General features: G+C 72.3%; 12 protein-coding genes. 8 read left to right on the top strand and 4 right to left on the bottom strand.

What is annotated here, in order from left to right; all coding sequences use genetic code 11:
* Positions 1-21 precede the first annotated feature (21 nt).
* A complete protein-coding gene (locus ACTWJ8_RS39750; RefSeq protein ID WP_443262252.1) occupies positions 22-801 on the top strand; it encodes a PIG-L deacetylase family protein in 780 nt (259 codons plus the stop codon).
* A gap of 136 nt (positions 802-937) precedes the next feature.
* Complete coding sequence (locus ACTWJ8_RS39745) at positions 938-1633, top strand: HAD family hydrolase (protein WP_443262251.1); 696 nt, start codon at positions 938-940, stop codon at positions 1631-1633.
* Positions 1634-1843: 210 nt separating this feature from the next.
* On the opposite strand, the gene secD is transcribed toward ACTWJ8_RS39745, so the two are convergent.
* The 3 genes from secD to ACTWJ8_RS39730 form a co-directional block, all read right to left on the bottom strand.
* Positions 1844-4249: a protein translocase subunit SecD gene (secD, locus tag ACTWJ8_RS39740; protein ID WP_443262250.1), complete on the bottom strand. Its 2406-nt coding sequence runs from the start codon at positions 4247-4249 to the stop codon at positions 1844-1846.
* 875 nt (positions 4250-5124) lie between these two features.
* Positions 5125-5820, bottom strand: a complete 696-nt coding sequence (locus ACTWJ8_RS39735; protein ID WP_356385342.1) for a response regulator transcription factor — start codon at positions 5818-5820, stop codon at positions 5125-5127.
* The gene (locus tag ACTWJ8_RS39730) at positions 5820-6830 is read right to left on the bottom strand and encodes a HAMP domain-containing sensor histidine kinase (RefSeq protein WP_356385391.1); all 1011 of its coding nucleotides are present in this window, start codon (positions 6828-6830) and stop codon (positions 5820-5822) included. Before ACTWJ8_RS39730 ends, ACTWJ8_RS39735 begins: the two co-directional genes overlap by 1 nt.
* A 418-nt stretch (positions 6831-7248) precedes the next feature.
* On the opposite strand from ACTWJ8_RS39730, the gene ACTWJ8_RS39725 reads away from it, so the two are divergent.
* The 4 genes from ACTWJ8_RS39725 (at position 7249) to ACTWJ8_RS39710 (ending at position 9467) form a co-directional block, all read left to right on the top strand.
* Positions 7249-7566, top strand: coding sequence for a TraR/DksA family transcriptional regulator (locus ACTWJ8_RS39725; RefSeq protein ID WP_356385339.1), 318 nt, complete (start codon positions 7249-7251; stop codon positions 7564-7566).
* A gap of 64 nt (positions 7567-7630) precedes the next feature.
* The gene (locus ACTWJ8_RS39720) at positions 7631-8023 is read left to right on the top strand and encodes a TraR/DksA family transcriptional regulator (protein ID WP_443262249.1); all 393 of its coding nucleotides are present in this window, start codon (positions 7631-7633) and stop codon (positions 8021-8023) included.
* The gene (locus tag ACTWJ8_RS39715; protein WP_443262247.1) at positions 8020-8820 is read left to right on the top strand and encodes a rod shape-determining protein; all 801 of its coding nucleotides are present in this window, start codon (positions 8020-8022) and stop codon (positions 8818-8820) included. The genes ACTWJ8_RS39720 and ACTWJ8_RS39715 overlap by 4 nt, the downstream gene beginning before the upstream one ends.
* The gene (locus ACTWJ8_RS39710) at positions 8817-9467 is read left to right on the top strand and encodes an Rv1733c family protein (RefSeq protein ID WP_443262246.1); all 651 of its coding nucleotides are present in this window, start codon (positions 8817-8819) and stop codon (positions 9465-9467) included. Before ACTWJ8_RS39715 ends, ACTWJ8_RS39710 begins: the two co-directional genes overlap by 4 nt.
* Before the next feature lie 123 nt (positions 9468-9590).
* Here ACTWJ8_RS39710 and ACTWJ8_RS39705 read toward each other — a convergent pair whose 3' ends face one another.
* The gene (locus ACTWJ8_RS39705) at positions 9591-10346 is read right to left on the bottom strand and encodes an SDR family NAD(P)-dependent oxidoreductase (RefSeq protein ID WP_443262245.1); all 756 of its coding nucleotides are present in this window, start codon (positions 10344-10346) and stop codon (positions 9591-9593) included.
* A gap of 258 nt (positions 10347-10604) precedes the next feature.
* On the opposite strand from ACTWJ8_RS39705, the gene ACTWJ8_RS39700 reads away from it, so the two are divergent.
* Entirely contained in the window at positions 10605-12116 is a 1512-nt protein-coding gene (locus tag ACTWJ8_RS39700; protein ID WP_443262244.1) for a serine/threonine-protein kinase, read from the top strand.
* Between the two features lie 52 nt (positions 12117-12168).
* A complete protein-coding gene (locus ACTWJ8_RS39695) occupies positions 12169-12807 on the top strand; it encodes a helix-turn-helix transcriptional regulator (RefSeq protein ID WP_443262243.1) in 639 nt (212 codons plus the stop codon).
* Positions 12808-12868 lie beyond the last annotated feature (61 nt).

Here is a 12868-nt window from a genome sequence, read left to right as displayed (position 1 = left end):
GGAGAGAGAAGGGGTGCTGTGATGTTCCGTCAGCTGGGCAGGGGCTCAACAGTCCTCGTCGTCACCGCACACCCCGACGACGAGGTCTTCGCCCACGGCGCGGCCATCGCCACGCTCAGCCGGCAAGGAAGCCGTGTCGTCCTGTGCACGGCCTCCGGCGGGGAAGCCGCCGAACACGGCGCCACGTCCAGCGCCGAGGCACGCCGGCGCCGCGCCGCCCGGCTGGATGCCGCCTGCACCACGCTCGGCGTCAGCGCATGGGACTGGCTCGCCGAAGGACGATGGACCGACACCGCAGGCCGGCCCACCCCCGGCTCCCTGACCAGCGCACCCCTCGCAGACCTGACCCAGGCCGTCAGCGCCCGGATCCACGAGACCCTTCCGGATGTCGTGCTCACGGTGGGACCTGATGGACTGACCGGCCACCCCGATCACATCCTCATTCACCAGGCGGTCACCAGCGCAGCGATCTCGTGCCGCGTCCCGGCCCTCGGTTCGTACCTTCTCCCGGCCGACATCACACAAGGCCACGCCCTCCTGGCCGAAGTCCTCCCCGGCGAACGCGTGGGATCTGGACGCATCACCGGCCGCGACGAACCCACCCCGTGCCGACTGGGCGCCCCCGCCCACGTGGCCGAGGCCAGACGTTCCGCACTCGACGCATACGCAACCGGACTGGGCACGATGGAACTCGAAGACCTCGTCCGCGTCTTCCCGGGCCGCGGCGACTCCCTCGTCCTGCGCGCCGTGCTGGACGCCATCGGATGGCACACCGAACGCTACACACCCCTCACCACCTGACCCCGCCGCCAAGCCCAGGCCGGCCCCACGGGGAACGACGCACGAGCACCCGATGCCGCGCCGGCCGCACTCCACCCCCGGTTTCCCGCTGTGCCTCTCTGGCGCCGCGGCCGTCCGCCCTGAGACCGTGGCCGCCATGACATTCGCTGCTGCGCTGTTCGACGTCGACGGTGTCCTGCTCGATTCGGCTTCCGCCCACCGCCGCATCTGGAACGCCTGGGCCGATCTGCGGGACCTGGACGCGGAGTTCGTGTGGCAGCAAACATTCGGCCGGCGCCCGCAGGACACGGTCCGCGACGTCGCCCCTCAACTCGACCCGGCGGCGGAGCGGGAGGTCCTCAACGACCTCATGCGTCGGGAGGGACATGCCTTTGTGCCCATGGAAGGCGCCGGTTCCCTTCTCCGCGCCCTGCGCCCCGGGACATGGGCGATCGTGACATCAGGCAGCCGGCCACCGGTCCACGAGCGCTTCCGACGAGGCCGCCTCCCCCTCCCCGACGTGCAGATCTACGGCGACGACGTCCCCCACGCCAAGCCTCACCCCCACCCCTACCAACTGGCCGCACGGCGACTGGGGGTCGCGGCCGACCACTGCGTCGTCATCGAGGACGCCCCCGCGGGGATCGCCGCGGGCAAAGCCGCCGGCTGCACCGTCATCGCCCTCACCACCACCCACACGGCCGCACAACTCCCCGGAGCAGACGCCTACGTCACCTCCCTCACCGAACTCACCCACCACCTCACACCCCTCCTCACCCCGGACAACCCGAACACCGAGGACCCCACCACTCCACCCGCCACTCCTCACCACACGCCATCCCCGGGCCCGTAAACCCCGGCAAGTGGAAGCGGCACGCCGCCGCACAGCACGACGTGCCCCCGGCCCACACTGATACTCCCCAGCCCCCCCCGACCGGGGGCCGGGGGCGTCCGCCCCCTGCCCGCCACTTCAGCGGGCGCGCCCGCCGCCACCCGCCGAAAGCGGCGGGCCCGAGCAGCACACGACAAGGCCGAGCCACCACTACCGAGGGCCCAGCCGCGGCTACCGGGGATCGGGCCGAGACGCCTGGCCTCCCCCGGACGGGACGGCAGAACCGGTGGAACCAGCAGAACCGGCCTCACCGGAAGAACCGGCCTCACCGGAAGAACCGGCGTCCCCGGTGGAACCGGCGTCCCCGGACGGACCCTTCCGCCCCCGCGGCGCAGAGCCCGGCCCGTCGGCGCGCTCCTGCAACGCGATCGCCAGTGGCGACGCCACGAACACCGACGAGTACGTGCCCACCCCCACACCGATCAACAGCGCCACCGCGAAGTCCGCCAGGGAGCCGTCGGCCAGGACGGCCAGCGTGGCGAGGATGAGCAGGGCGCCCATGCCCGTGTTCACCGTGCGTGGCAGCGTCTGCAGAATCGCATCGTTGGTCAGCCGGGCCGGCGCCGCCGCGGGGCTGCGGCGCAGCAGTTCACGGATGCGGTCGCCCAGGACCACCGAGTCGTTGACCGAGTAGCCGATCACGGTCAGCAGCGCGGCCAGGAACACGCCGTCGACCGGTTTGCCCAGCCACGCGAACACGCCGACCAGAATCACCACATCGTGGACGAGCGCGGTGACGGCGGCCGTTGCGTAGCGCCAGCGGAAGCGCGCCGCGAGGTAGAGCAGCTGGGTCGACAGCGCGACGGCCAGGGCGATCAGGGCGCCCTGGCGCAGCTCGGCGCCCAGGCTCGGGCCGATCCGCTCGTCGCGGACCTTGTCCGCCCCGCCACCCAGGCGCCCCACCGTGTCGGTGACACGATCGCTCTGCGCGTCGGTGAGGTGCGGGGTGCGGACGGTGACATCGCCGTCGCCGGAGGACTGCACGACCGCGCGGGAGAAGCCCTCCCGGGCCAGCGCCGTGCGCGCACGCTCCGGGTCCACGGCAGTCGTCGTGGTGTACTCCAGCAGGCGGCCGCCCGTGAATTCGACGCCGACATGCACCCCGCGCAGCACCACCCCGGATCCCGCCAGCACCACCGCCAGCAGGCCCGCCGCCAGCCAGCGGCGCGGGTGGCGCATCAGGAACGGGCTGCGGCGCACCAGCGCGTCCCGCACCGGGCCGGTGCCGGCGATGCCGGTGACCCGGGGACGGCGGCGTACCGCCGGGCGGTCCAGGGCGAACTCGGCCAGCGACCGGGTGATGACCAGCGCGCTGACCATCGAGGCCAGCACCCCGATTCCGAGCGTGACGCCGAAACCCTTCACCGGGCCCGACGCAAGGAAGAACAGCAAAGCGGCGGCGATCAGCGTCGTGACGTTGGAGTCGACGATCGCGCTCAGCGCGCCGCGGAAGCCCGCCCGCAGCGCAGGCCGGACGCCGGCACCCGGCCGGGCGGCGCGTTCCTCGCGGGCGCGCTCGGCCACCAGCACGTTGGCGTCCACCGCCATTCCGATCGCCAGCACGAAGCCCGCCAGACCGGGCAGCGTCAGCGTGGCGCCGAGCGCGGCCAGCGCCGCGTAGGAGATCAAGCCGTAGCACAGCAGGGCGATGGCCGTCAGCGCGCCCATCAACCGGTACACCACCACGACGAACAGTGCCGTCAGCGCGGTGCCCACCACCGCCGCCCAGGCGCCCGCCTCGATCGCCGCCTGCCCCAACGTGGCGCCCACCGTGCGCTGTTCGACGGTCTCCACCGGGACCGGCAGGGCTCCGCCCTCGATCAGCAGCGCCAGCTCACGCGCCTGCGCGTCGTCGAACGAACCGGTGATCTGCGTCGACCCGCCCGTGATCCCCGTGTCACAGGCCACGGAGGGGTCCACCTGCGGAGACGAGATGATCTTGTTGTCGAGGACGATCGCGACCCGCCGCTGGGCGTCCCCGGGAGCATGACACGCCGCCCGGCCCGTCACCTGCCTCCAGCGATCCCCACCGGCGTCCTTGAAGTCCACGCCGACATGCCAGCCCGCACCGCCTTGCTGATCGAAGCCGGCCTGCGCACCCTTGACCTCCTCACCGGTCAGGACAGGAGCCGCCAGACGCAGCTTGCGACCCGACTCATCGGCCAACGTCCGACCGCCCTCGCCAGCGGTCGCGTCCTTGTCCCTTCCCTCGTCCCTGTCGGTCTTGTTGGTCTCGGGGACGACCGCGCCGAGTACCGGGTGGATCGTCAGCTGCGCGGTGCGGCCCAGGACGTCGGCGGCCTTCTTCGGGTCCTGGACACCCGGCAGTTCGACCACGATGCGCCTGTCCCCGGAACGGACGATGCTCGGTTCCGCGACCCCGAGGGCATCGATGCGGCCGCGCAGCACCTCCAGGGTGCGGTCGGTCGCCTCCCGGTCCGCCCGGGTCGTGGCGGTCGACTGCGTCTCCAGCACGATCTGCGTGCCGCCGCGCAGGTCCAGCCCCAGGCGCACCGGCACCGTCAGCGCGATGGCGACGGACGCGGCCAGCACGGCGAGCGCGACCAGCGCGCGCACCGTGCGGGCACGCGAACCCGCGCGTCGACGTCCTCCCCCGGCACGGCGGGAGCCCGTGCGAGCACGTGAGTTCGCGCTCGTACGAGGAGGTGAGGAGCCGAGACGGGGAGATGAGCCGGTGCGAGGGCGGTCGGCACCAAAGTGGTCGGCATCAGGGTGGGAACGAGGGCGGGAAGGGGACAACACGGGCCTCCGGCAGGGCATGCCTCGGCAGCGGCCGAACGCGGCCGCCGCGCAAGCAGACAGTGGTCATGGTCGGTGTCAGATACCGGAGGACACCGGAGGAGCCCGATTCCCGTCATGGCGCTCGCGGCCCGGTGCCCCCGCACCCGGGCACGGAGGCAGAGGGGCCCGCCCCAAGGCGGGCGGGGCCGGGCCGTGTGAGATCGCGGCTGTCGCGTGCCAGTACCACGCCGCCGGCCGCTCCGACAGGTTGTCGTGCCGCACCCGCAGATGCACCGAACCGGTCGCGCAACCATCGCCCGCGTACGCGGCGAACTCCACCGGCCCATCGGGGGCGGACGCGAACACCGATACGGACTCCGATACGGGCTCCGATACGGGCTCCGCTACAGACACAGATACGGACGTCGACGCGGATGCCTCCACGCCACCACCGACCACGGCCGCCACAGCCGTACCGGCCGACGCACCAGGCGTGAAAGCGACAGGAAGCAGTGCCAGCAACACCCCCAGCACCACCACCAGAACACCCGCACTCCGGCCGCGCCCAGCGACATCCGCAGGGACAGGGGCAGGAGCAGGGGCAGAGACGGTGACGCGCATACACCCGCCCCTCCCACGACCCTGTGAACCCCGCCAGCCTTTCCCACCCGGACACACCCCGTCGATGGGGCCCAATACCCATATCCGGGTCAGGGTTCGATCAGGCCGGCCCGGATCGCGTAGCGGGTCAGTTCCAGGCGGTCGTGCAGGCCGAGCTTCTGCAGGAGGTTCGCCCGGTGGCGGTGCACCGTCTTGATGCTGATGAACAGCAACTCGGCGATCTCCTTCGACGAGTACCCCTCCGCCACCAGCTTCAGGACCTCCTCCTCGCGCGGCGTCAGCACATCCCCCGCATCACCCTGACCCGCCCGGTCCAGATAGTTGCGGATCAGTGCCGTCACCGCGCCCGGGTACAGGAACGGCTCATCCCGCACCGCCGCACGGCACGCCGCGACCAGGTCACGGTCGGCCACCGACTTCAGCACGTATCCGCACGCCCCCGCCCGCAGCGCCTGGAACAGGTACTGCTCGTTGTCGTGCATCGTCAGCATCAGAATGCGCAGCCCTGGGCGCAGCGCCGCCAGCTCCCGCGCCGCCTGCAACCCCGTCAGCCGCGGCATCGACACATCCAGCACCGCCAGATCCACCTCGTGCGAGCGCGCCATCTCGATGGCCTCGGCGCCGTCGCCCGCCTCCGCCACCACCTGCAGATCCCGCTCCCCGTCCAGGATCAGCCGCACGCCACGGCGCACCAACGCGTGATCATCAGCTAACAGGATCCGGATCGGCGAATCCGACCCCGACGTACGCCCCGGACCGGAAACCGGCGACTCGGACACCTCCATCACCGCCTCCCCGAACCCGAATCCACCGCCGCAGGCGACGCAGCTGCCGGAATCGGAACCGGCGCAGACACCGGCGCCGTCAACCGGACACACGTACCACCGGCCTCCCCCTCCCCCGGCCCCACATCCAGCACCCCGCCGATCAGCAACGCCCGTTCCCGCATCCCCCGCAGTCCCGCCCCCTCCTGAGCCGCCCCCACACCTCGGCCGTCGTCGGTGACGGTCAGCCGTACCGCATCGCCCTCCGTCTCCAACGCCACCTCCACGCGCGTGGCATCCGCATGCCGCGCCGCGTTCGTCAGGCTCTCCTGCGCCACCCGGTACAGCACCAGCTCCACCTCCGCGCCCAGCGCCGGCAGACCGGCGCCGAAGTTGCGCACCACCCGCAGCCCTGTGTGCGCCGCGAAGTCGCTCGTCAGGGACGACAACGCGCTCACCAGGCCGAGGTCGTCCAGGACTCCGGGGCGCAGCCTGCGCACCAGGCGGCGTACCTCGTCCAGGCTGCCCCGCGTGATCTCCTGAGCCTGCACCAGTTCCTCCCGCAGCGGTCCGCTCGCCTCGTCCGCTGCGCGGCCCAGCACCAGCAGTACGGCCGTCATGCTCTGGCCGACCTCGTCGTGGAGTTCCTGTGCGATCCGTCGCCGCTCCGCCTCCTGTGCCACCAGTACGCGCCCGCTGCTCGCCGCCCGTTCGCCCTCCAAGCGTTCCAGCATGGCGTTGAACGTGCGGATCAGCTCCGCGACCTCCACCCCGCCCGACACCGGCAGCCGTCCGCCGGGCCGCAGCAGGTCCACCTGTCCCATCAGCGCGGTCAGTCGGCCCAGGGGCGCCAGGCCCCAGCGCAGCAGCGCCCCGTTGACCACGAGCATCACGCCCATCCCGACCACGAGCACCACGGCCTCGGTCACCAGGATCGGCACCGACACCGTCACCGGGGCCCACAGCAGCAAACCCGTGGCCGCCCCCAGCACCACCGCGTTCAACCCGAAGACGCGCCAGAACAGCGACACCACCACACACCCCTTCCCGCACCACACCGTTCGCGTTGCACCCCCGCCCCGCCCCACCAGCACAAACATGCCGGTCAGCAGGCCATCCGACCAGTCTCCCCCACCCCCGGCCGCCCCGGCCATGGGGCCCAGTACCCACATCGCCCCGCAGCCACCATCCACACGCCCCTGCGCCTCCGTGCCCACCCGACGCTCCCGGCGCCGCGAACACCGGCCCCGCACACCCACCGACGCGCCGCCGGCCAAGCGCCGACAGCACCCACACCGTCATCCGGTGGGGCCCGCGCCCTACGCAAATGGGGCCCGCGCCCGATGGCTCCCGCAGCGCCCCACCGACGAGGCTGAAGCCCGAACAACACCGCCACTACGAACCGATCGGGCCGAAAAGCCCGCGCGAACCGAGAGGGACCCCTCACCCATGACCCCCAACAGCCCCGCCTCGCCCCGCCCCGTGCACCCCACCGCCCAGGAAGCCCGGCAGCGCCTGGAGCACGCGCGCCACACCACCGACACCCAACTGCGCGCCCTGACCCAGCACAACCACCACGACCCACATCTGTCATCGGCGCAGCAGACCGCCCTCGAGTACACGCTCAAGCAGATCGACGCCGCGCACACCCGCCTCGAGAACGGCACGTACGGGATCTGCCAGGGCTGCCACCACCCGATCCCCGAAGAGCGCCTCGAGATCCTCCCGTACACCCCTCACTGCGTCACCTGCCACACCACCGCCTGAACCCCACCTCAAATCCCGCAGCCCCACCCCTGCCCTGCCCTGCCCTGCCTCAAGGGGAGACACGGTGAATCACCAGAGCGCCACCGCCGACCACGCCGACCACGCCGCACACCTGACACCGCAAGACCTCGCGGCCCTGCGCGACAGCCTCCAGGAACAGCAGCGTTTCCGTAGGGACCAGCTGCGCCAGATCGCCGCCGCCACCGCCACCACGAGCACCACCGGCAGCGGCGGCGCCACGGCCGCCCAGGAAGAGATCCAGCACACCCTCGCCGCCTGCGCCCGCATGGTTCTCGCCGATGTCGAAGCCGCCCTGGAACGGCTCGCCACCGGCAGCTACGGCCGTTGCCACCGCTGCGAGCTGCCCATCCACCCCGACCGCCTGACGATCGTGCCGCAGGCCCGCTACTGCACCGGCTGCCACTCGACACCCTCGACGCCTCAGCTCGCCCGATGAACCCGCCGACCCGTCCCACCGCATCCGCCCGGCCGCCGTGGCCGGTGCTGCGCCGCCGGCACCCCGGCATCGCTCTCGACCTCGGCAGCACCCGCACCCGCGCGTGGACCGCCGAGCACGGGCTGATCCTCGACGTGCCCACCGTGACGTTCACCGACGCCACCACCAGCCATCCCATCCGGCGCGGCAGCATCGTCGACGCGCCCGGCACCGCGCACATGCTCCGGCGGCTCCTGGCCCACCGGCTGCCCCGCACCGCCCGGCCGCACATCGTCATCACCACGCCCGTCCACGACCAACTCGCCTACCGCGCGCAGGCCCGCGCTGCCGTCGAGGCGCTCCGGCCCTCGCTCGTCACGACCATCCCCGCCGCCCGCGCCATCTCCCACGCCGCCCAGTCCGATCCCACCCAGCCCCGCCTCGTCATCGACATCGGGGCCCACCTCAGCGAGATCGTCCTCCTCGCCCACGACACCATCCACGACGCCCGCAGCACACCGCTGGGCACGCACGACATCCAGCACCGCACCCTCTCCGCGAAACACCTCGCCGACGCCCTCACCGGCATGGCCGCCTCCATCCACGACAACGACCCGACCGGACACACCGCACAGGCCCTCGCCCACGGTCCGCTGCTCGCCGGAGGCGGCGCCCTCGACCCCGACATCACCCACCACCTCGCCCACGGCCTCCACATCCCGCTCCACACCCTGCCCGCACCGCACACCGCGGCCCTCCGCGGCGCCATCGGACAACTCGCCCGCTCACGCCCACGTAGGGAAGGAGACCCGCGTTGACCGGCAAGATCCCCCCGGCCCAACCACCACCCGCCGACTGTCCGCCCCCGCACCGCCGACCACACCCCCACCGGTTCCTGTGGCAGTGGCGGCCCAACCCGCTGCGCCGCCCCAGCGACCGGCTCCAGGCGTGGATCACGCTCGTCCTCGCGCTGGCCGTCCTCGTCCTCACCCCCGCCGCCACGCATGCCGCCGCCCAGGCCGCCCGCGACCACTACCGCGCCCTCGCCCAGCAGCAGGCGCTCACCCGCACCGAACAGAGCGCCACCCTCACGCACGACGCTCCCCGCCACCCCGAACCCGGTTCGGACGAGGCGAAGGAGGCCCGGTACACCGTTCCCGTCCGGTACGCCGATGCCGACGGGAACATCCGCACCGGAAGGGCCGACGTCCAGCCGGGTCTTCCCGCCGGGCGCACCGTACGGGTCTGGACCGACCCGCACGGGAAGCTCGCCCCGCCTCCGCTGACCACCGAACAGGTACGCAACCACACCCTCGGCTGGGCACTCCTCACCTTTCTCGCCGTTCCCCTCACCGGCCTCGCCGCCCACAAGGTCACCGGCCGCCTCATCCACCAGCACAACCTCAACCAGTGGCACACCGCCTGGGTCCACACAGCACGCCACGAGAACCCGCGACACCCATGACGATCACGGCAGGCGACCGCATCAGCCATGGATTCGAAGACGCCGACCCGCGGGCGCGCCTTCGAAACCACAAATCGGCTACGTTCCCCGGGTCACGCCCCGCGCCCCGCCCCCACCCGTTCCTCAGATCGCCAGAATCCCGCCGTCCACCGCCACATGACTACCCGTCGCGAACGACGCGCGATCGCTCAGCAGCCACAGCGCCGCCTCCGCCACCTCCCCGGGTTCCGCCATCCTCCGCTGGATCTGCCGCGCCACGAACGCCTCCTCCAACGCCGGTTCCGCCTCCACCGCCGCGTTGATCATCTCCGTCCGCGTCGTGCCCACCACCAGCGAGTTGACCCGGATGCCCTGCGGCCCGTACTCCGCGGCCGCCGCCTTCGTCAGGCCCAGCACCGCGTGCTTCGCCGCCACGTACGCCGCGGGCGCGCCCGTCGCGATCAGCCCCGCCGAGCTCGCCGTGTTCACGATCGACCCGCCGCCCGCCTCCAGCATCACCGGCGCCTGAGCGCGCAGACAGTTCCACGTGCCGCGCACGTTCACGTCCATCGCCCGGTCGAAGTCCTCCGGCGGCAGTTCGTGGAGACGGCCGAACGCCGAACCCGCGTACCCGGCATTGTTGAACGCCCCGTACAGGCCCCCGAACCGCTCCACCGCCAGCGTCACCGCCCGCTCCACGTCCTCCGCGCGCGCGACGTCACCGACGCTGTACGCCGCCCGGCCGCCCGACGCCTCGATCTCGTCCACCAGAGCCGCGAGTTCCTTCTCCCGGCGTGCCATCAGCACCACCGCCGCGCCCTCCGCCGCGAACAGCCGCCCCGCCGCCGCGCCGATACCGCTCGACGCGCCCGTCACCATCACCGATCGCCCCGACAACATGCCACCGACGCGCTCTGTCGTACCCCGTGTATTCATGGCATCGAGTAAAGCCGAAGCGATGGGCCGTCACATCGCGTTCTTTCAACAAGAGTTGGAGTCGCGAGGGCGGGCCGGGAGGGGCGGTGGCGGATCCGGTGTACCCAGCGAGGCCCCAGGTGTCTACGGTGGTCATGAGGCTGCCAGAGATCTCGGAGTCCACTCCGGGTCCATTCGGGGTCTCGGGCAGGAACAGCTGACGGGTGGAGCGGAGCGCAGGCCATGGGGGACGAGCAGACCAACGCCACGGGTGGTTCCGGCGACGGTACGGGTGCCGGTCGTCTGATCGCCGGGCGGTACCGCGTCGTCGGGCGGCTCGGCAGCGGTGGCATGGGCACCGTGTGGCGCGCCCTCGACGAGCGGCTGGGGCGTGAGGTCGCCGTCAAGGAGCTGCGGACGTTCGACGGTGTCGACGGGCCCGATCCCGAGGAGCAGCGGCTGCGGATGGGGCGCGAGGCGCGGGCCGCCGCGCGGGTGCGGCATCACGGGGTGGTCGCCGTGCACGACGTCACCGAGCACGACGGCCGGCCCGTCATCGTCATGGAGTGCGTCGACGGCGAGTCGCTCCAGGGGGTGTTGCAGCGGCAGGGGCCCCTCGATCCGTTGGAGGCCGCGCGGATCGGGGCGCAGGTGCTCGACGCGCTCGCCGCCGCGCACCGGGCCGGGGTGTGGCACCGGGACGTGAAGCCCAGCAACATTCTGCTGGAGCGCGGAGGCCGGGTCGTGCTGACCGACTTCGGGATCGCCGCGCTCCAGGAGCCGGGTGACGGTGCGGCGACGCGGATCACGCGCAGTGGCGAGCTCGTCGGGTCCTTGGACTATCTCGCCCCGGAGCAGGCGCGGGGCGGCGAGGTGGGTCCCGCCGCAGATGTGTGGGCGTTGGGGGCCTCGTTGTACGCGGCCGTGGAGGGCGCCCCGCCGTTCCGGCGGCCGTCGACGTGGTCGACCATCACCGCCATCGTCACCGAACCGCTGCCCGAGCCGACCCGGGCCGGTGCGCTCGCGCCCGCCCTGGCGGAGCTGCTCGACAAGGATCCGGCGCTGCGGGCCGACGCGGTGCGCGCGGCGCAGTTGCTGCGGGCCACGGCCGCGGGCGCGCCGTTGCCACCTCCGTCGCCCGACACGATGCGGCTGCGTCAGGCCGCGACACCGCAGCACACGCCTGGCCCGGGGGCCGTGCCGGAGGACCTCACCGTCACCGACCAGCAGCGGAACCGCTCGCGTCGGCGCGGGGCGCTCGCCGCCGTCCTGGCCGTGGCGCTGCTCGCCGGCGGCATCGCCACGTATGTCGTGACGAGCCGGCACGACAACGGCGGCGGCGACGGAAAGCGGTCCGAAGCCGGGCACGTCTCCGACGACCGCAGCGCCGCCGGCGACGACAAGCCCTCCGACTCCCCCTCGCCCTCCGAATCCGACTCGCCCTCCGCCTCCGCCAGTAGCGGCGCCCCCTCCCCCGCCTGCACGTCCATCGGCGGCGGCAAGGCCAACTGTCAGGTGTGGCACTCCGCCACCTCGTACGACGCCGACCACAACCCCGTCGGCACGCTGAAGCCCGGCGTCAACTACTTCTACTGCCAGGCCAAGCTGCCGCAGCGCGAGACGTACCAGTCGTGGACCAACGTGTGGTGGGCGAAGACGGACGACGACAGCGGCAACGCCGGGGTGTTCGTCAGCGATGTCTATCTCAAGGGCGGGGAGAACGATCAGCCCGTGCCGGGGCTGCCCGTGTGCTGAGCCCCCCTGCCGACGCTCTATCGCGTACCTCCATTGGTCATAGACTCGCCGTGTGACCCATGACGATTCCGCCTTCGCCGCGCTCGGCGCGCTCAGCGAGCCCGTGCGCCGCCACCTGTACCGCTACGTCGCAGCCCAACCCGACGACGTAGGACGTGACGCCGCCGCCGAGGCGGTCGGGGTGTCACGGTCGCTCGCCGCGTTCCATCTGGACAAGCTGGTCGAGGCGGGGCTGCTGACCGCGTCGTCGCGGCGACTGTCGGGACGTACGGGGCCCGGCGCCGGGCGGCCCGCGAAGGTGTATCGGCGGGCCGAGGAGGAGCACTCGGTGTCGCTGCCGCCGCGGTCGTACGACACGGCGGCGGGGCTGCTCGCCTCGCTCGTGGAGAACGCGGGGCTCGACCGCGAGTTGCAGGACGCGGCGCGGGCCGCGGGGTCGGCGGGGGCGGACGCCGGTGCCGATGATCTGGTCGAGGTGCTGGCCGCACGGGGGTATCAACCGTATTGGGACGAGGGGACGTTGCGGCTGCGCAACTGTCCGTTCCATGCGCTCGCGGAGGAGTTTCCGGCGTTGATCTGCGGGATGAATCTCGCGCTTCTCGAAGGGGTCGCGTCGGACGCGTGGGCGCCGGCGATGGATCCGTGTCCCGGTGGGTGCTGCGTGTCGCTGTCGCGGCGGGAGGAGAGCTGAGCGCAGGCGGCGAGTTTCTAAAACAAATACACGTTGACTATAGAAGCGGGCTCGGCCATGC

This window comes from Streptomyces sp. SDT5-1 (assembly GCF_052245995.1).
GTDB lineage: Bacteria > Actinomycetota > Actinomycetes > Streptomycetales > Streptomycetaceae > Streptomyces.
The sequence above is the reverse complement of the archived record's forward strand: the minus strand, read 5'-3'. Positions and strand labels throughout refer to the sequence as shown.

Coding starts and splice junctions, on each gene's coding strand:
- ACTWJ8_RS39750 (WP_443262252.1), top strand. CDS start 22: ATGTTCCGTCAGCTGGGCAGGGGCTCAACAGTCCTCGTCGTCACCGCA.
- ACTWJ8_RS39745 (WP_443262251.1), top strand. CDS start 938: ATGACATTCGCTGCTGCGCTGTTCGACGTCGACGGTGTCCTGCTCGAT.
- ACTWJ8_RS39735 (WP_356385342.1), bottom strand. CDS start 5,820: ATGGAGGTGTCCGAGTCGCCGGTTTCCGGTCCGGGGCGTACGTCGGGG.
- ACTWJ8_RS39725 (WP_356385339.1), top strand. CDS start 7,249: ATGACCCCCAACAGCCCCGCCTCGCCCCGCCCCGTGCACCCCACCGCC.
- ACTWJ8_RS39715 (WP_443262247.1), top strand. CDS start 8,020: ATGAACCCGCCGACCCGTCCCACCGCATCCGCCCGGCCGCCGTGGCCG.
- ACTWJ8_RS39705 (WP_443262245.1), bottom strand. CDS start 10,346: ATGTTGTCGGGGCGATCGGTGATGGTGACGGGCGCGTCGAGCGGTATC.
- ACTWJ8_RS39700 (WP_443262244.1), top strand. CDS start 10,605: ATGGGGGACGAGCAGACCAACGCCACGGGTGGTTCCGGCGACGGTACG.